The sequence below is a fragment of the Streptosporangium sp. CA-115845 genome, from assembly GCF_050943795.1.
Taxonomy (GTDB): domain Bacteria; phylum Actinomycetota; class Actinomycetes; order Streptosporangiales; family Streptosporangiaceae; genus Streptosporangium.
This window is the reverse complement of the sequence record NZ_CP191988.1, coordinates 3731563-3748428: the sequence shown is the minus strand read 5'-3', so window position 1 is coordinate 3748428 and position 16866 is coordinate 3731563. Positions and strand designations below refer to the sequence as shown.

At 70.7% G+C, this 16866-nt stretch carries 15 protein-coding genes; 2 read left to right on the top strand and 13 right to left on the bottom strand.

Features of this window, described 5'->3' with window-relative positions:
- Nucleotides 1-92: 92 nt before the first annotated feature.
- Nucleotides 93-935, top strand: a complete 843-nt coding sequence (locus ACQP0P_RS19185; RefSeq protein ID WP_433378597.1) for a siderophore-interacting protein — start codon at nt 93-95, stop codon at nt 933-935.
- 7 nt (nt 936-942) lie between these two features.
- Here the strand turns inward: ACQP0P_RS19185 and ACQP0P_RS19180 are convergent, their stop codons facing one another.
- From ACQP0P_RS19180 to ACQP0P_RS19125, 12 genes are all read right to left on the bottom strand, one after another.
- A complete protein-coding gene (locus tag ACQP0P_RS19180) occupies nt 943-1548 on the bottom strand; it encodes a response regulator transcription factor (RefSeq protein ID WP_433378594.1) in 606 nt (201 codons plus the stop codon).
- Nucleotides 1545-2705, bottom strand: coding sequence for a sensor histidine kinase (locus ACQP0P_RS19175; protein ID WP_433378591.1), 1161 nt, complete (start codon nt 2703-2705; stop codon nt 1545-1547). Before ACQP0P_RS19175 ends, ACQP0P_RS19180 begins: the two co-directional genes overlap by 4 nt.
- Complete coding sequence (locus tag ACQP0P_RS19170; protein ID WP_433378588.1) at nt 2702-3436, bottom strand: ABC transporter permease; 735 nt, start codon at nt 3434-3436, stop codon at nt 2702-2704. The genes ACQP0P_RS19175 and ACQP0P_RS19170 overlap by 4 nt, the downstream gene beginning before the upstream one ends.
- A complete protein-coding gene (locus ACQP0P_RS19165) occupies nt 3436-4320 on the bottom strand; it encodes an ABC transporter ATP-binding protein (RefSeq protein WP_350954464.1) in 885 nt (294 codons plus the stop codon). Before ACQP0P_RS19165 ends, ACQP0P_RS19170 begins: the two co-directional genes overlap by 1 nt.
- A 128-nt stretch (nt 4321-4448) precedes the next feature.
- Nucleotides 4449-5294, bottom strand: coding sequence for an ATP phosphoribosyltransferase (gene hisG / locus ACQP0P_RS19160; protein ID WP_433378584.1), 846 nt, complete (start codon nt 5292-5294; stop codon nt 4449-4451).
- A 61-nt stretch (nt 5295-5355) separates the two neighbouring features.
- Nucleotides 5356-5619 (bottom strand): phosphoribosyl-ATP diphosphatase, encoded by a 264-nt coding sequence (locus ACQP0P_RS19155; protein WP_030904803.1) that lies wholly within the window; start codon nt 5617-5619, stop codon nt 5356-5358.
- Nucleotides 5620-5789: 170 nt separating this feature from the next.
- Nucleotides 5790-8156: a glycoside hydrolase family 2 protein gene (locus ACQP0P_RS19150; RefSeq protein WP_433378580.1), complete on the bottom strand. Its 2367-nt coding sequence runs from the start codon at nt 8154-8156 to the stop codon at nt 5790-5792.
- Nucleotides 8153-9037, bottom strand: a complete 885-nt coding sequence (locus ACQP0P_RS19145; RefSeq protein WP_433378577.1) for an ATP-binding cassette domain-containing protein — start codon at nt 9035-9037, stop codon at nt 8153-8155. Before ACQP0P_RS19145 ends, ACQP0P_RS19150 begins: the two co-directional genes overlap by 4 nt.
- Nucleotides 9037-9978 (bottom strand): ABC transporter ATP-binding protein, encoded by a 942-nt coding sequence (locus ACQP0P_RS19140; RefSeq protein ID WP_433378574.1) that lies wholly within the window; start codon nt 9976-9978, stop codon nt 9037-9039. Before ACQP0P_RS19140 ends, ACQP0P_RS19145 begins: the two co-directional genes overlap by 1 nt.
- Nucleotides 9979-10839 carry an ABC transporter permease gene (locus tag ACQP0P_RS19135; RefSeq protein WP_433378571.1) on the bottom strand — a complete coding sequence of 287 codons (861 nt, stop codon included), beginning with the start codon at nt 10837-10839 and terminating at the stop codon, nt 9979-9981.
- Nucleotides 10840-10867: 28 nt separating this feature from the next.
- Nucleotides 10868-11863, bottom strand: coding sequence for an ABC transporter permease (locus ACQP0P_RS19130; RefSeq protein ID WP_433378568.1), 996 nt, complete (start codon nt 11861-11863; stop codon nt 10868-10870).
- A 73-nt stretch (nt 11864-11936) separates the two neighbouring features.
- The gene (locus tag ACQP0P_RS19125; RefSeq protein ID WP_433378565.1) at nt 11937-13709 is read right to left on the bottom strand and encodes an ABC transporter substrate-binding protein; all 1773 of its coding nucleotides are present in this window, start codon (nt 13707-13709) and stop codon (nt 11937-11939) included.
- Between the two features lie 154 nt (nt 13710-13863).
- Between ACQP0P_RS19125 and ACQP0P_RS19120 the strand changes: the two genes are divergently transcribed.
- Nucleotides 13864-14883, top strand: a complete 1020-nt coding sequence (locus ACQP0P_RS19120; RefSeq protein ID WP_433378562.1) for a LacI family DNA-binding transcriptional regulator — start codon at nt 13864-13866, stop codon at nt 14881-14883.
- Between the two features lie 126 nt (nt 14884-15009).
- Here the strand turns inward: ACQP0P_RS19120 and ACQP0P_RS19115 are convergent, their stop codons facing one another.
- Nucleotides 15010-16743, bottom strand: coding sequence for a DEAD/DEAH box helicase (locus tag ACQP0P_RS19115; protein ID WP_433381974.1), 1734 nt, complete (start codon nt 16741-16743; stop codon nt 15010-15012).
- Nucleotides 16744-16866 lie beyond the last annotated feature (123 nt).

Sequence of the window (16866 nt, the reverse complement as noted above, 5' to 3'; positions counted from 1 at the left end):
CGGGCAGACCGGGTGGCGAACCCCATCACTACGCTTCGGTGACGTATGGTACGAGTTAGGTTCACCTAACTTTGACTCCCCCGGAGTGGCATATGGCAGACGAGAAAACCGCACGCAAGGTGACGAGCGGCCGGGTCCAGCGGGTCGAGCGGCTCACCCCGCACATGATCCGGGTGGTGCTCGGTGGCCCGGGGCTCGCCGGTTTCCGCGCGGACGAGTACACGGACCACTACGTGAAGCTGCTGTTCGCCCCGGCGGGGGTGAGCTACCCACAGCCGTTCGACATGGAGGCGATCCGCCGCGACCTGCCCCGCGAGCAGTGGCCCACCACCCGCACCTACACCGTCCGCCGCTGGGACGCCGACGCGGGCGAGTTGACGATCGACTTCGTCCACCACGGCGACAGCGGCCTCGCCGGGCCGTGGGCCGACCGGGTCCAGCCGGGTGAGGAGATCTGTTTCTTCGGCCCGGGCGGAGCCTACGCCCCCGACCCGGAGGCCGGCTGGCACCTGTTCGCGGGGGACGAGAGCGCGCTGCCGGCCATCGCCGCCTCCCTGGAACGCCTCCCCGCCGGGGCGCGAGCCTGGGCCTTCATCGAGGTCGAGGACGCCCGGGAGGAGCAGCGACTCGACTCATCGGGCGACGTGAAGGTCGTCTGGCTGCACCGCACGGGTGGCCCGTACGGTGAGCGGCTCGTCCAAGCGGTCCGCGAGCTGAACTTCCCCGACGACGCCGTGCACGCCTTCGTCCACGGCGAGGCGGGCTTCGTCCGCGAGCTCAGGCGCCACCTGCGCGCCGAGCGCGGCATCCCGCTGTCTCAGCTGTCCATCTCGGGCTACTGGCGCCTGGGCCGCGACGACGAGGCCTGGCGCTCCACCAAGCGCGAGTGGAACGAGCAGATCGAGGCCGAGGAGGCCGCGGCGCTCTCCTCGTGAACCCGGCTCAGAGCCAGCCCTGGGTGCGGGCGCGCTCGACGGCCTCGATGCGGTTGCGGGCGTGCGTCTTGCGGATGGCCGAGGAGAGGTAGTTGCGGACCGTCCCCTCCGACAGGTGCAGGCGCGCGGCGATGTCGGCGATGCTGGAGCCGCCCGAGGCGGCGACCAGGACGTCACGCTCGCGGGGCGACAGCGGGTTGGGACCGGCACTGAGCGCGGCGGCGGCCAGGCCCGGATCGATGACGCGCTCGCCGCCGCGGACCCGCCGGACGGCGGCGGCCAGTTCCCGGGCCGGGCTGTCCTTCACCAGGAAGGCCATCGCGCCCGCCTCCATCGCCCTGCGCAGATAGCCGGGGCGGCCGAAGGTGGTCAGGATCATGATCCGGCAACCGGGCAGCGCCTCGCGGATCCGCGAGGCGGCGGTGATGCCGTCGTCACCGGGCATCTCGACGTCGAGCAGCGCGACATCCGGCCGGGTCCGCAGGGCCACGGCGAGCGCCTCCCCGGCGTCGGCGGCCTCTCCCACCACCTCGATGTCGGGCTCCAGGCCGAGGAGCGAGGCCAGGGCGCCCCGCACCATCGCCTGGTCCTCCACCAGCAGCACCCGGATCATCGAACCCCTCTCGTCGCCGGCGGGCGAAGGGTCTCAGCATGCGGCACCGTGACCCTGAGGGCGAAGCCGGTCGGCTGCGGCCCGGCGGACACCGTGCCGCCGGCCGCCCGCACCCGCTCGGTGAGCCCGGTCAGCCCGCTGCCCGGCCCGTACGAGGCCGCGCCGCGCCCGTCGTCCACGATCCTCAGGGCCGCGACCTCCTCGTCCATGGTCACCTCGATCTCGCACCGGGTCGCCCGCGCGTGCCGGATGACGTTGGTGACGCCCTCCCGCACCGCCCAGCCCAGCAGTTCGTCCAGCGCGTCCGGCAGCGGGGTGCCCGCGAGCCGGATCGTCAGCCTCGTCCCGGCGGCCTCCAGAGCGGCGCGGGCACCGTCCAGCTCGCCGGACAGGCCACGCTGGCGGTAGCCGGTGACGGCGTCGCGCACCTCGACCAGCGCCTGCCTGGCCACCGACTCGATGTCGCGGATCTCCGCCACGGTCCGTTCCGAGCCGCTCTCCGCCAGCCGCCCGGCCAGCTCGCTCTTCAGCACGATCAGCGACAGGCTGTGGCCGAGCAGGTCGTGCAGGTCCCTGGCGATGCGCAGCCGCTCCTCGCTCGCGGCCAGCCGCGCCACCTCCTCCTGTGCCTGGCGGAGCCTCGCCACCAGCATCCGGGTGTTGCGCACCCCCATGAACAGCACGCCGAGCGTGATGACCTGGAAGACGAGCACCAGGGTGACACCGAGGTCGTGCTCCTTCAGCAGGCCGATCAGCGCGACGGCGAGGCCCATCGCGAGGACACCGGCCACCGAGAACCGAGGACGCAGCGCCATGCCGTAGACCACCGCCAGGTAGATCGGCAGGGTCAGCCAGCCGCCGCCGAAGGCCACCGCCAGGCCGACCCCCAGAAGCGTGGTCACCCCCAGCAGCCAGTACGTCAGGCGGGTCGGGTCGCCGAAGTTCCTCGGGCTCAGCACCGTGGCGACGTAGAGGGCGACGAAGGCGGCCAGGCCGGCGCCTCCCCAGACGGCCCTGTCCCCGGACACCTCGCCGGTGACGATCTCCAGGACCGGGAAGCACAGGTAGACCAGGCCGACGGAGATCCCCGACAGCCGCCGGAGGCGGGCCGGGCGCTCGCCCGTCCCGCCGAAGGTGAGCGCGGAGACGCGCATCATGCGCGCGCGAGTGCCCTGCGGTAGGCGAACACCGCGGCGGTGCCGAGCGCCGCGGCCCAGGCCACGACGGTCACCACGGCGGACGTCGGTACCGCGTCACCGGCGACGAGGCGCTGGCCGATGTCGGCGTAGGAGAAGGAGGGCATCGCGTGCACGACGCTCTTCATGGCCTCGGGCATGATCTCCACAGGGAACCACAGCCCGCCCAGGATCGCCAGCCCGAACGTGCTGATGATCGCGGCCGACTGCGCGGCGTCCGCGGGCAGCAGCGAACCGAGGAGCAGGCCGAGCGCGGCGAACGGCACGGCGCCGATCCACAGGGCCGGGATCAGCGCGAGCCACTCCCCCACCGGCAGCCGGACGCCCTGGGTGAGGACCGCGGCCAGGCAGACCAGCACCATGGACGGCAGCACCAGCAGCAGCGCGGCGATCAGCTTGGTGACGATGATCGCCCAGCCGGGCAGCGGGGTGATCTGGAGCTGGCGGAGCCAGCCGGACTGCCGCTCCTGCGCCCACGGCACGGCGGTGCTCATCAGACAGGCCGCGATCGCCCCGTAGGCGGCCATGGAGACCATGAGGACGACGCCGGCCCGTACCCCGCCGGAATCCGTCTGGGCGCCCCAGATGCCGGAGAAGATCAGGTAGAACACCACGGGGAAGCCCACCACGAAGATGATGTAGCGCTTGTTGCGCAACATCCTCAGGACCTCGATTTTGACGTAGTTCGGCATCAGGACTCCCGGGTGAGGGCGAGGAAGGCGTCTTCAAGGTCGGCGCCGATGATCCTGAGGTCGCGGATCTCCAGCGAGGTGCCCCGGTACAGGGCCGCCACGGTGGCATCGGGGTCGGCGGTGCGCAGCGTGGCGACGCCCTGGGAGATCTCCGCGGCGGAGACGCCCGGCAGGCCGTCCAGCCCCGCGACCGGCTGCCCGCCCAGGGTGAAGCGGACGACGTGGTCGCCGATCCCCGACTTGATCTGGGCGGCGGTGCCGTCGGCCACGACCCTGCCCCGGGTGATCACGATGACCCGGTCGGAGTTCTCGTCGGCCTCCTCCAGGTAGTGGGTGGCGAACAGGACCGTCCGGCCCTCGGCGGCGTAGTCGCGCATGCTCTTCCAGAACCGCAGCCGCGACTCCACGTCCATGGCCGCGGTGGGCTCGTCCAGCACCAGCAGTTTGGGCGCGCCCGCGATGGCCAGGGCGAACCTGACCCGCTGCGCCTGCCCGCCGGACAGCTTGTCGGCGCGCCGCCGCGCCAGTTCGGTGAGGTCGGCCACCCGCAGGATCTCGTCGAGACCGAGCGGCTCCGGGTAGAGCCGCCGGACGAAGTCGACCAGTTCCCTGACCGTGAGCTCACCGATGAGCTCACCGCTCTGCAGCATGGCCCCGATCTCACCCCGGGCGACGGCCGCCTCGGGGGAGCCTCCCAGGATCTCGACACGACCCCCGCTCGGGCGGATCAGGCCGAGCATCATGTTGATCGAGGTTGACTTGCCGGCCCCGTTGGGGCCGAGCAGGGCGACGGTCCGGCCCGCCTCGACGGCGAGGTTCAGGCCGTCGACGGCGAGCACGTTGCCGTAGCTCTTGCTCACGTCTGTGAGGGCGATGGCGTCCATGCCCCAACGCTAGGAGCGCCCGGCGGGAATCCTCAGTGCCGCTTCTCCGGGTTTGGAGATGACATTTGTCAGATATGCGGACACCACCGCAAGCCGGACCGGTGGCGCGGAGGGGCGCGGACGGCGGGTCAGATCCGGCAGGCGAAGATGGCGGTCACCAGGATGGCCTTGGCGCCGATCTCCCAGAGCTGGTCCATGACCTGCTGGTGCCCTTTGCGCGGGACCATGGCCCGGACCGCGACCCAGCCCTCCCGGTGCAGCGGAGAGACCGTGGGGCCCTCCATTCCGGGGGTGAGGGCGATGGCCTCCTCGATCCGCTCGGCGCGGATGTCGTAGTCCATCATCACGTAGTCACGTGCCATCAGCACGCCCTGCAGGCGGCGGACGAGCTGCTGCAGGCCCGGGGCCTCCACGGAGCCGAGCCGCTTGATCAGCACACCCTCGGAGTCGGCGATCGGCTCGCCGAACACCTCCAGGCCGATGTTGCGCAGCGTGGTGCCGGTCTCCACCACGTCGGCCACGGCGTCGGCCACGCCCAGCCGGATGGCGGTCTCGACGGCGCCGTCCAGCTTGATCACCCGGGCGTCGACGCCCTGCTCGGCCAGGTAGGACTCCAGCAGGCCCGCGTAGGAGGTGGCGACGCGCCTGCCCTTGAGGTCGGCGACGGAGTCGAAGTCCCCCGGATTGGCGGCGAAGCGGAAGGTGGAGCGGCCGAAGCCGAGCGGGATGATCTCCTCGACCTGCGCCCCGGAGTCGTGGAGCATGTCGCGGCCGGTGATCCCGGCGTCCAGGGTGCCCTCGCCGACGTAGACGGCGATGTCCTTGGGCCGCAGGAAGAACAGCTCGCAGGAGTTCTCCGGGTCGACGACCACGAGCTCCTTGCTGTCCTTGCGGGCACGGTATCCGGCTTCCTTGAGTATCGTCTGGGCGGCCTCGGTGAGGGCGCCCTTGTTGGGTACGGCGAGACGGAGCATGGCTGGGTTCCTTACGTGTGGACGGGATCTGCCTACCAGACCGGGAGCCGGGCGCACCGGCTCACAGATGCTTGTAGACCTCGTCCAGTCCGATCCCCCTGGCGATCATGAGGACCTGCACGTGGTAGAGGAGCTGGGAGATCTCCTCGGCCGCCCGCTCCTTCGACTCGTGCTCGGCCGCCATCCAGCTCTCGGCGGCCTCCTCCACGACCTTCTTGCCGATGGCATGGACTCCGGCGTCCAGCGCGGCCACGGTGCCCGAGCCCGCGGGCCGGGTACGCGCCTTGTCGGACAGCTCGGCGTACAGCTCTTCGAAGGTCTTCATGATCTCTCTCGGCGTCGTCGGATGTGCGCGTCAAGCCTAACGGGCTCACCGACCCCGGCGTGTGCGGGTCCGCCCTCGCCGGACGCGAACCGCCGGGTGATCTCCGGAGCTCACCACTCCGTTTGACCGTCTCGTGACCGGGCCGCCCATGCGGGCGGCCCGGGGGACGTTCAGTCGTTGAGGCAGCGAAGCACCGGGCGGGTGACCAGGGCGGCCGGGTCGGGCGAGCCCGTCACGTGCAGGGTGACGCTCTCGCCGGGGAGCAGGGTCAGCAGCATGTCGTCCACCGAGGAGGCCGGGTCGAGGCGGTCGGGGAACAGGGCCAGCTCGCGCAGGAGGGTGCGGGCGGTGACGGTGACGTCCAGGCCGTCCCCCGCCGAGATGACCTCGGTGTCGTAGGCGGCCACCGGGAAGGCGACCCGCGGGTCCTCGGCGAAGAAGCGGAGCACACGGTGCTCGCCCAGCCGTACCGAGAGCAGCTCGGCGGTCGGGTCCTCGGGGACGGCCACCGAGTCCGGGAGCCCGACCCTGGCCACCGAGCGGGGTGCCACCTCGACCGCGACCCTCTCCTTGGCCAGCGGTTCCCCGCCCAGGCCGAGCCGCAGCAGCTCCAGCTCGCCCGCCCAGGGCTCCGGGCCGTCGTTGACCACGGCCACGGCGCCGTCGCAGACGGTGAGCAGGCGGTCGGCGTAGACGCGGCGCAGCGCGTACCACAGGGGCTTGCGCCGCCCGGCGCCGTCGACGGCCGACCAGGAGGTGACCGGCCAGCAGTCGTTGAGCTGCCAGACGATCGTGCCCGCGCAGTGCGGCGCCAGCGCCCGGAAGCGCTCGATGCCGAAGGCCATCGCCCTGGCCTGGTTGAGCTGGGTCAGGTAGTGCCAGTCGTCGAAGGTCTCCGGCCGGGGCAGGTGGTCACCGAGGCCGCGCAGCAGCTTGGCGTTGCCCTCGTGCGCCTTCTGGTGATGCAGCACGCCGGGCGAGGTGGGGGTGAGCGGGTCGTCGGAGACCGCCCCGCGCAGTGTGGCGTGGGCAGGCGGCCCCTGGAAGCCGAACTCGGCGACGAAGCGGGGGCGGTAGTCGCCATAGCGGGTGTAGTCCTCGCGGTTCCAGACGTCCCAGATGTGGATGGTGCCGCGCGCGGGGTCGTTGGGCGGCAGGTCGGGGTCGCCGGAGTACGGGCTGCCCGGCCAGTAGGGGCGGGTGGGATCGAGTTCGGCCAGCACCGAGGGCAGCAGATCGTAGTAGAAGCCCGCCCCCCAGCTCCGCTCCCCCAGCTCCTCGCGCCAGCCCCAGTCGGCCTGGCCCTCGATGTTCTCGTTGTTGCCGCACCACAGCACCAGCGAGGGGCGCCAGGACAGCCGGGTGACGTTCTCCCGGGCCTCGGCCGCCACCTCGCTCGCGAACGGCTCCTCCTCGGGGTAGGCGGCGCAGGCGAACGGGAAGTCCTGCCAGACGAGCAGGCCCAGCTCGTCGGCCAGGTCGTAGAAGTCCTCGCTCTCGTACAGGCCGCCGCCCCAGACCCGCAGCAGGTTGACGCCCGCCCCGGCCGCCTGGCCGAAGCGCTCGGCCAGCCGCTCGCGGGTGACCCTGGCCGGGAAGCAGTCGTCGGGGATCCAGTTGACGCCGCGCACGAAGACCGGCACGTCGTTGACGACGACGGTGAACCCCTCGCCGGTGCGGTCCAGGCGGACGTCGCGAAAACCGATCCGGCCCGTCCACGCCTCCTCGCCGAGGCGTACGACCAGCTCGTAGCGGTCCTGCGCGCCGTAGCCGCGCGGCCACCACAGCCGGGGGTTCTCCACCCGCAGCTCCAGGACCGCCTCGCGGTCGCCGGCGGCCAGCCGCACCTCGTGCTCGACGCCCGCGACCAAGGCCGTCACGGTCACCGGGACGTCCGTGGCGCGCTCGACCGTGACGTGCACCTCGACGCGCCCGTCCCCGCTCACCAGCGGCCGCACCGACGCCAGCCTGGCCCCGCTCCAGGAGTGCAGCCCGATCGGCCGCCAGATGCCGGAGGTGACCACGGCCGGGCCCCAGTCCCAGCCGAAGTTGCAGGCCATCTTGCGGATGAACTGGTAGGGCGCCGCATAGGCGCCGGGCCGCGCGCCCAGCTCGGCCCGGCGCGCCTCGGCGTAGGCCTGCGGGGAGGCGAAACGGACCCGCAGCGTGTTCTCGCCCTCGCGCAGCAGCTCCCGTACGGCGAAGCGGTAGGAGCGGTGCTGGTTGGCGACGCTGGCGACCCGCACGCCGTTGAGCTCGACCGTGGCGACCGTGTCGAGGCCCTCGCAGACCAGGTCGGCGCGGTCGTGGGAGTCGGCGTTCCAGGTGAAGACCGTCTCGTAGTCCCAGTCGGAGCGGCCTATCCAGGTCAGCCGGTTCTCGTTGTCGTCCAGGTACGGGTCCTCGATGAGCCCGGCGGCCAGCAGGTCGGTGTGCACGCACCCCGGCACCGTGGCGGGGACGCCGGAGATCCCGCCCCCCACCTGGCGCAGGGTCCAGCCCTCGTGTAGCGCCCTTACCGCCCCAACCGTCGTCAATTCACGCTCCTTGTCAGTGTGGTGTCGCCCCGCCGGACGAGGTGCCCCGGTTCCTCCTCCACCAGCGTGGAGGGCCCTGCCGAAACGTCCTCGGCGGGGACGGCGGGATCGCCGCCGTCCCACCGGGCGGTGAGCCTCGGCACCGACGACAGCAGCTTGATCGTGTACGGGTGGAGGGGGTTGCCGAACACCGCGGCGGTGGGACCGGACTCCACCACCTGCCCCCGGTACAGGACCACGGCCCGCTCGCTGATGTAGTTGCCCAGCGACAGGTCGTGGGTGACGAACAGCACCCCGAGACCGCGCGACTTCAGGTCGGCGAGCAGGTTGAGGACGTCGATCCTGGTGGAGGCGTCGAGCATGCTGGTGATCTCGTCGGCGACGAGGTACCTGAGGTCGAGCAGCAGCGCCCTGGAGATCAGCAGGCGCTGCAGCTGTCCACCGCTGAGCTGGTGCGGATACCGGCCCAGGACCTGCCCGGGGTCGAGGCCGACGTCCTTGAGCGACTTCTCGATCCTGCCCTCCCAGTCGGAGGCCGCGACGCCGGGAAAGTACTCGTCCTTGATCATCCTAAGTACCCGGTCGGCCTTGAAGACCGGGTTGTAGCAGCTGAACGGGTCCTGGAAGACGCCCTGCACGTGCCGGTAGTACGCCTTTCCCGGCCGCGCGGGGGCTCCGTCGAGGGTGATCCTGCCCCGCGTCGGGGTGAGCAGCCCGAGCACCGTCTTGCCGAGGGTCGTCTTGCCGCTGCCGCTCTCGCCGATGAGGGAGACCACCTCCCCCGGCGCGAGGTCGAGGCTCACGTCGTCGACGGCGGTGAGGGTCGCGGTGCCGAAGGCACCCACCCGGTAGGTCTTGGTGACCCCTTCGAGACTCAGCATTACGCCTTCCAACAAGCGACGTGGTGGCCGGGGGCGACCTCGATGGGCGGGGGGTCCTCGGCGCACCTGTCGAAGGCCAGCGGGCAGCGGTCCCTGAACCGGCAGCCCCGCGGCGGATCGAGCAGCGAGGGCGGCCGCCCGGGGATGCCGGAGAGCCTGCGCTCCGCGTGGCGGACCCCGACCTCGGGCAGCGAGGAGATCAGCATCCGGGTGTACGGGTGGCGCGGCTCGCTGACGATCACGCTCGCGGGGGCCTTCTCGGCCAGCTTGCCCGCGTACATGACCATGATCGTGTCGGCGATCTGGTAGGTCAGCGAGATGTCGTGGGTGACGAAGATCATGCTGCGCACGAAGCCCCGGTCCCGAAACTCCACGAGGGTCCTGGCCACGGCCTTCTGGGTCGACACGTCCAGCGCGGAGGTGATCTCGTCGGCGATGAGCAGGGAGGGGTCGAGCAGCGTGGAGATGACCATCACCATCCGCTGCTTCATCCCGCCGGACAGCTCGATCGGGTAGCGCCCCAGGATGTCCCTGGGCAGCTCCACCAGGTCCAGCCGGCGTTCCAGCTCGGCTGTGTCCACGCTCTCGCCCCGGGAGGCGAGCAGCTCGGTGATCATCCTGCCGATCCTGCGGGTGGGGTTCATCGCGCTCATGGAGTACTGCGGGATGAGCGACACCCGCTTGAAGCGGAAGGGGTTCATCCGCCGGTCGTCGCCGATGGGCAGTTCCTCGCCGTCCAGCGAGACGGTTCCCCCGGCCAGCCGCATCCGGCCGTCCATCCTGATCAGGCTCTTGCCGAGGGTGGTCTTGCCGCAGCCGGACTCGCCGGCCAGGCCGAGGATCTCGCCGTCGCCGACGCCGAAGCTGACGCCGTCCAGCGCCTTCACCTCGCCGCGCAGAGTCCTGTAGTGGACCCTGAGGTCGTCCACACGCAGAGTCATCTACAGCTCCCGCAGTTTCGGGTTGAAGACCTCGTCCAGGCCGACGTTCATCACGTACAGGGCGCCGACGACGGCGGTTATCCCGGCTCCCGGCGGGATGAACCACCACCACATGCCCAGGTGCAGGGCGTTCCAGCGGGCCGCGTTGTTGAGCATCAGGCCGAGCGAGACACCCTCGCTGGGGCCGAGCCCGATGAAGTCCAGCGAGGCGGCGATCAGGATGGACCCGCCGAACAGCAGGATGAAGGTCATGAAGAGGTACGAGCTCATGTTGGGCGCGATCTCCCTGGCGATGATCTTCCAGGTGCGCACGCCGCTGAGCTTGGCCAGGTCCACGAAGTCGCGCGAGCGCAGCGAGAACGTCTGGGCCCTGATGGCCCTGGCCGCCCAGGGCCAGGAGGTGAGCCCGATGAAGAGCGCCTGCGCGCCGACGCTGCGGACCCCGAGGTAGGCGTTGACGATCAGTAGCACCGCCAGCGCGGGCAGGACCAGGACGATGTTGGTGAGCATGTTCAGCACCTCGTCGACCAGGCCGCCCCGGTATCCGGCGGTGAAGCCGATCGCCATCCCGATGATCGCGGCCAGCCCGCCGCCGAGCAGCCCCACGACGAAGGTGGCGCGCAGGCCGTAGGCGAACTGGGCGAAGATGTCCTGGCCGAACATGGTGGTGCCGAACCAGCGCTCGGCCGAGGGCGGCGAGGCCGGGGTGGCGACGTAGGTGTTCGGGTCGCCCCCCGCGATCAGCGGGGCGGCGGCGGCCAGGACGAGCAGCGGGACCAGCACGACCAGTCCGGCCAGCAGCTTCCCGTTGCGCAGCGCGAAGTACAGACCCTCGTTGCGCCTGACGGGCACGGCCGTCATGACGCCCCGCCCTCTGCGGAGATGGCCGTCATGCCGCCTCCCCTCCTATCCCGGTCCTGGTACGCGGGTCGACCAGGACGTAGACGATGTCGATGATGAAGTTGGCGACCAGCACGCCCACCACGATGAACAGGAAGGTCCCCTGCAGCAGGAAGAAGTCCTGGTTCTGGATCGCCTTGAGGATCAGGTGGCCGAGCCCCGGATAGGAGAAGACGATCTCGGTGACCAGGGCTCCGGCCACGAGCACGCCGAGCTGCAGGGCCAGGCCGGTGATCTGCGGCAGTACCGCGTTCCTGAAGGCGTAGCGCCGGATGAGCCGCCGCGAGGCCCCCAGCGAGGACAGGTAGGTGGAGTAGTCGGCCTCCAGCTCATAGATGATCATGTTGCGCATGCCGATCGCCCAGCCCCCGAACGCGACGAGGAAGAGCGAGACGAACGGCAGGAACCAGTGCAGCGCCAGGTCGCCGACGAACTCCCACGACCAGTTGGGCCGCATGGCGAAGCTGTAGCCGCCGGAGACGGGGAAGATCCCCGCCACGATGCCCAGCCCCCAGGCCAGCAGGATCGCCAGCCACATGTAGGGCGTCGCGGTGAGCACGTACCCGATCGGCAGCGCGGTGTTGTCCAGCCACTTGCGCCTGGCGGCGAAGGCGCCGAACCTGTTGCCCGCCCACCAGCTGAGCAGGATGGACGGGATGAGCAGTGCCAGCGTGTACGGCACCGCCCGGATGATGATGTCGGTCACCGGGGTGGGGAACAGCCAGATGCTGGTCCCCAGGTCACCCCGGAACAGCGCGGCCCAGAAGTTGCCGTACTGCTCCCAGAGCGGCAGGTCGAGCCCGAACAGGCTCGTGTAGTGGGCGCGCATCGCCTCAACGGCGGCGGGCTGTGACACGTTGGCCCTGGCCAGCATGCTCTGGACCGGGTCTCCCGGCATGAAGCGCGGGATCATCCAGTTGATCGTGACGGCCACGAGGAAGGTGAGCCCGTACACGAGCAGCTTCCGGCCGAAATAGCGTCGCACGCGATCCTCCCGAATCGGCGAGATGAACCCCTCCCCGCGCCGCGCGCGGGGAGGGGGCGAGAATCGCGGGGGATCAGCCGCCGGCGGGCTTCAGCTCGGTCAGGGTCAGCACCCCGCCCAGCTCCAGCCAGTTACGCCACATGGTCGGCGGGCTCTTGGGCGTCGCGGGGTCGGAGGAGGGCCAGTTGGTCCAGACCGCGTTGCTGGTCTGCGCCCACAGGCCGTTGTACCAGAGCGGGATCACCGGCAGATCGTCGAGCTGGATCTTCTGGATCTCCGAGGCGACCTGCTTCATGCCCTCGACGTCGTCGGCCTTCCTGCCGTCGAGGTCCTGGACCAGGTCCCAGACCTTCTTGTTCTCGTAGCGGCCGAAGTTGACGGTGTTCTGCTGCTTGTTGATCGGCAGCCGGAACATGTAGTCGTAGTACATCCAGGGGGTGTTGGACAGCTGCCGCTCGTTGTTGAGCAGCAGGTCGAACGTGCCGGACCCGCGCTGGTCGACCAGCGCGTTGTAGTCGGGGAACTCGGGGGTGAGGTCGATCCCGGCCGCCTTGGCGCCCTCGGCGATGACCCGGCTCGCCTCCATCCAGTCGGTCCAGCCGGCCGGAACGATGATCTTCAACGAGGCCTTGGAGCCGTCCTTGTTCTCCACGAACCCGTCGCCGTCGCCGTCCTTGTATCCGGCGTCGGCCAGCAGCTTCTTCGCCTTCTTGGTGTCGAAGGAGAAGCCCTTCTCGCTCACCACGGCCTGGTCGACGTACTTGTCCCACTGGGGCAGCAGCCCGGTGGGGCCGGCCGCCTTGACCAGGTTGCCGTAGACACCCTCGACGATCTTCTTGGTGTCGATGGAGTTGGCGATCGCCTTGCGGAAGGCGGGGTCGTCCAGCGGCTTCTTCGCGGTGTTGGGCACCAGGAAGGCCGTGTTGGCCGAGAGCATGTACGGCGGCTCTGGATAGTAGGTCTTGATACCGAAGTCGCCCTGGACCAGGTTGGCCACGCCGGGCAGGAAGTTGTTGCTGAGGTCCAGGCCCTTCTGCAGCAGCAGGCCCATCGCCACCTCATTGCTGGAGTTGACGATGTCGACGACGTACTTGGGCTTGACGTCCTTGCCCAGCGCCGCGGTGGCCCACCAGCCGTCGCGCTTGACCCAGGCCATCCGGTCCTGGTCGTGGCTGTGGTAGGCGTACGGCCCGGTGCCGACCGGCTTCTCGTTGACGCCGTTCAGCACCTCGTCCTCGGAGAGACCTTCCCAGATGTGCTTGGGGACGATCGCGTTGCTGTAGACCCAGTTGGCCCACTGCTGGTAGTTGGCCTTGGAGAAGGTGAACCTGACGGTGCCCGGGTCGACCGCCTCGACCTTCTCCAGCCAGTCCCACAGGTTGGCGTAGGGAACGGTCTTCATCTTGCCGAGCTCGACGGTGAAGACCACGTCGTCGGCGGTGAAGGGCTTGCCGTCGGCCCAGGTGACCCCCTGCCTGAGCTTGAGGTCGTAGGTCTTGTCGTCCGTCCAGGTGCCGCTCTCGGCCAGCCAGGGCGTGAACTTGTCGGTCTGGGGGTCGTACAGGAAGAGCGTCTCGTAGACGAGCCCCTTGGTGCCGGTGGCCGAGTCCCAGGTCCGCAGCGGATTCCAGTTGGCCGGCGGGCCCCACTGGGTGCCGCTGGTGTACAGGGTCTCGTTGCGGGGGAACGCGGCGTTCGCCGCCCCCGCCCCCGCCGAGGGGGCCGCGGCGCCCGAACCCTGCGGCGCCTCGCTCGGGGCGGACGGCGTCGTCGACCCTCCCGTGCACCCGGCCGCGACCATGCAGGCCGCCACCCCGAGGATCGCGAACCTTCGTCGAATCCGCATCTATGTTCTCCTCTCCAACATGGGAGCGCTCCCAAACAACTAAACGCGACCGCATGCGCTTGCTGAGCCGGATAAGTATCGTGACCGTAAAGTCCATGTGTCGGCACTGTCAATAGGCGACTGGACCGGTTCAGCTGAAATCGCGGAGGAGATCATGAAACGACCGACGATCGCGGACGTCGCCAGACGGGCCGGGGTGTCCAAGGGGGCCGTCTCGTACGCGCTCAACGGGCAGCCCGGCGTGTCGGAGAGCACCCGGGCCAGGATCCTGGCGATCGCCGAGGAGATCGGCTGGCGGCCCAACAGCGCGGCCCGCGCCCTGAACGGCGCGCGGTCCCACACCGTCGGCCTGGCCATGTGCCGCCCGGCGCGCACGCTCGGCGTGGAACCGTTCTTCATGGAACTCATCAGCGGCATCGAGAGCGAGCTCTCGGCCCGCTCGTACGCGCTCATGTTGCAGGTGGTCTCCGACCACGGGCAGGAGGTCGCGGTCTACCGCCGCTGGTGGGGTGAGGGCCGCGTCGACGGCGCCATCCTGGTCGACCTGCACGTGGGCGACCCCCGCATCCCCGAGTTCGAGTCACTCGGCCTGCCGGTCGTGGTGATCGGCCACCCGTCGGAGGCCGGGTCGCTGCTGCCCGTCTGGTCCGACGACGGCGGCGCCGTCCACGAGACCGTGGAGTATCTCGTCGCACTCGGCCACCGCAGGATCGCCAGGATCGCCGGGCTGCCGCGCCTGGCCCACACCGTGCTGCGCGACCACGCCTTCGCCGAGGCCTGCGACGGCGTCGCCGAGCACGTGACCGTGCACACCGACTACACCGGTGAGGAGGGCGCCCGCGCCACCCGGCGCCTGCTGAGCTCGCCCTCCCGGCCCACCGCGATCGTCTACGACAACGACATCATGGCCGTCGCCGGGCTGTCCGCCGCCCAGGACCTGTGCCTGGAGGTGCCCCGCGACCTGTCCATCGTCGCCTGGGACGACTCACCCCTCTCCCGGGTCGTCCGCCCCCCGCTCACCGCCCTGAGCCGCGACATCTCCGCCTACGGCGCCCACGCCACCCGCCATCTCCTCGCCCTCGTCTCCGGCGAGAGCCCCGGGCCCTACCAGGACGAGGCCGCCCGCCTCACCCCCAGAGGAAGCACCGCTCCCCCGCCCGGGCGAGTCCGGTGACGGCGGGCCCTTCCGGGGGACCGGGCCGGAACGCGGAGCGACGGCGGTCCCGGTGGGTCGGGCCGCTCCAGACGAAGGGCCGGCACGGCGGATGCCGTACCGGCCCTTCAGGGTGCTACGAGATGATCAGCGGCCGTAGCGGCTGCCGCCGCGCGGGGCGGAGCCGCGGCCGTCGGCGCGGAACTCGCCGCCGCGGAAACCGCCGCCCTGGCGGTCACCGCGGAAGGGCTCGCGCTCGCCCGCGGGACGCTCGGAGCGGTAACCGCCACCGGTCGAGGCCGGACGGTCGGCGCGGAACGGCTCGCGCCGCTCGCCACCGCGGTAGCCACCGCCGGTGGAACGCTCGGAGCGGAAGCCGCCACCGGCCGGGCGCTCACCGCGGTCGGAGCGGTAGCCACCGCCCGCGGGACGCTCGGAGCGGTAACCGCCACCGGTCGGGCGCTCGGAACGGTACTGGCCGCCGCCACGGGAGTCGTCACCGAAGGAACGCTCACGGGGCTGCTGGCCCTCACCGTGGGCGGGACGCTCGGAGCGGAAACGACGCGGGCCACGCCCGCCACCGTTGCCGCCGAAGCCGCCACGCCCCTGGCGCTGCCTGCTGGCCGGAGCCGAGGGCTCCCAGACCGGGATCGGCTCGCCGCTGGGGGTACGCGCACCGGCGACCTCCTCCAGGCGCGGGTGGCCCGGGGTGACCCTGGCACGGAACGGCTTGATGCCCGCGCGGCGGGTCATCGCGTCGGTGGAGCGGCGCTCGTTGGGGAGCACCAGCGTCATGACGGTGCCCTTCTCCCCGGCCCGGGCGGTGCGGCCGCCGCGGTGCAGGTAGCTCTTGTGGTCCTGGGGCGGGTCGACGTGCAGCACGAGGCTGATGTTGTCGACGTGGATGCCGCGGGCCGCGACGTCCGTGCAGACCAGGACGTTGATCGTGCCTTCCTTGAACTCGGCCAGGATGCGGGTGCGCTGGTTCTGGCGCTTGCCGCCGTGCAGGCCGCCGGCCTTGATCCCGACCTGGGCGAGCTGCTTGCACAGCCGGTCCACGCCGTGCTGGGTGCGCACGAAGATGATGGTCCGGCCCTCACGGTTGGCGATCTCGGCGGTCACCGGGAACTTGTCGTCGCGGTGCACCTCCAGCAGGTGGTGCTCCATGGTGTCGACCGAGGAGGCGGCCGGGGCCATGGAGTGGGTCACCGGGTTGGTGAGGAAGCGGCGGACGAGCTTGTCCACGTCACCGTCGAGGGTCGCGGAGAAGAGCAGGCGCTGGCTGTCGGCCGGGGTCTGCTGCAGGATCGCGCTGACGACCGGGAAGAAGCCGAGGTCGCACATGTGGTCGGCCTCGTCGAGGATCGTCACCTGGACCTCGTCCAGCATGCACTCACCCTGCTGCATGAGGTCGGTCAGGCGGCCGGGGGTGGCCACGACGACCTCGACACCGCGGCGCAGCGCCTCGATCTGGCGGCCCATGGACATGCCGCCGACGACGGTCTTCATCCGCAGCGACAGGCCGCGGCCGAGGGGCTCCAGCGCGTCGGTCACCTGCATGGCGAGCTCGCGGGTCGGCACCAGCACGACGGCCAGCGGGTGGCCGGGACGCGCCTTGGCTCCGGCGATGCGGGTCATCATGGGCAGGCCGAAGGCGAGCGTCTTACCCGAGCCGGTCTGGCCGCGGCCGAGAACGTCGTGGCCCGCGAGGATGTCGGGGATCGTGGCCCGCTGGATGGGGAAGGGACTGTCGATGCCCGCACGGGAGAGACCGGTCACCAGCGGCTTCGGCAGGCCGAGAAGGGTGAACTCGGACGTGCCTGCGGGGGCCTGGGAGATTTCGGTGATTTCGGTGATTTCGGGCAGAACAGCGTCAAGCATGGTCACGAAGACTCGTGCCTTTCGATAGAAGAACGGGGCACGTCACTTCTGCGAAAGGACGAGCCTGGAACGCGCGGCCTGAGGCCGCGCTCGATCAACACCCACATGGGGGGCGGTGGTGCG

What these genes read in the sequence shown, in the direction of transcription:
- ACQP0P_RS19185 (WP_433378597.1), top strand. Translation starts at nt 93, where the DNA reads ATGGCAGACGAGAAAACCGCACGCAAGGTGACGAGCGGCCGGGTCCAG.
- ACQP0P_RS19180 (WP_433378594.1), bottom strand. Translation starts at nt 1,548, where the DNA reads ATGATCCGGGTGCTGCTGGTGGAGGACCAGGCGATGGTGCGGGGCGCC.
- ACQP0P_RS19175 (WP_433378591.1), bottom strand. Translation starts at nt 2,705, where the DNA reads ATGATGCGCGTCTCCGCGCTCACCTTCGGCGGGACGGGCGAGCGCCCG.
- ACQP0P_RS19170 (WP_433378588.1), bottom strand. Translation starts at nt 3,436, where the DNA reads ATGCCGAACTACGTCAAAATCGAGGTCCTGAGGATGTTGCGCAACAAG.
- ACQP0P_RS19165 (WP_350954464.1), bottom strand. Translation starts at nt 4,320, where the DNA reads ATGGACGCCATCGCCCTCACAGACGTGAGCAAGAGCTACGGCAACGTG.
- hisG (WP_433378584.1), bottom strand. Translation starts at nt 5,294, where the DNA reads ATGCTCCGTCTCGCCGTACCCAACAAGGGCGCCCTCACCGAGGCCGCC.
- ACQP0P_RS19155 (WP_030904803.1), bottom strand. Translation starts at nt 5,619, where the DNA reads ATGAAGACCTTCGAAGAGCTGTACGCCGAGCTGTCCGACAAGGCGCGT.
- ACQP0P_RS19145 (WP_433378577.1), bottom strand. Translation starts at nt 9,037, where the DNA reads ATGCTGAGTCTCGAAGGGGTCACCAAGACCTACCGGGTGGGTGCCTTC.
- ACQP0P_RS19140 (WP_433378574.1), bottom strand. Translation starts at nt 9,978, where the DNA reads ATGACTCTGCGTGTGGACGACCTCAGGGTCCACTACAGGACTCTGCGC.
- ACQP0P_RS19135 (WP_433378571.1), bottom strand. Translation starts at nt 10,839, where the DNA reads ATGACGGCCGTGCCCGTCAGGCGCAACGAGGGTCTGTACTTCGCGCTG.
- ACQP0P_RS19125 (WP_433378565.1), bottom strand. Translation starts at nt 13,709, where the DNA reads ATGCGGATTCGACGAAGGTTCGCGATCCTCGGGGTGGCGGCCTGCATG.
- ACQP0P_RS19120 (WP_433378562.1), top strand. Translation starts at nt 13,864, where the DNA reads ATGAAACGACCGACGATCGCGGACGTCGCCAGACGGGCCGGGGTGTCC.
- ACQP0P_RS19115 (WP_433381974.1), bottom strand. Translation starts at nt 16,743, where the DNA reads ATGCTTGACGCTGTTCTGCCCGAAATCACCGAAATCACCGAAATCTCC.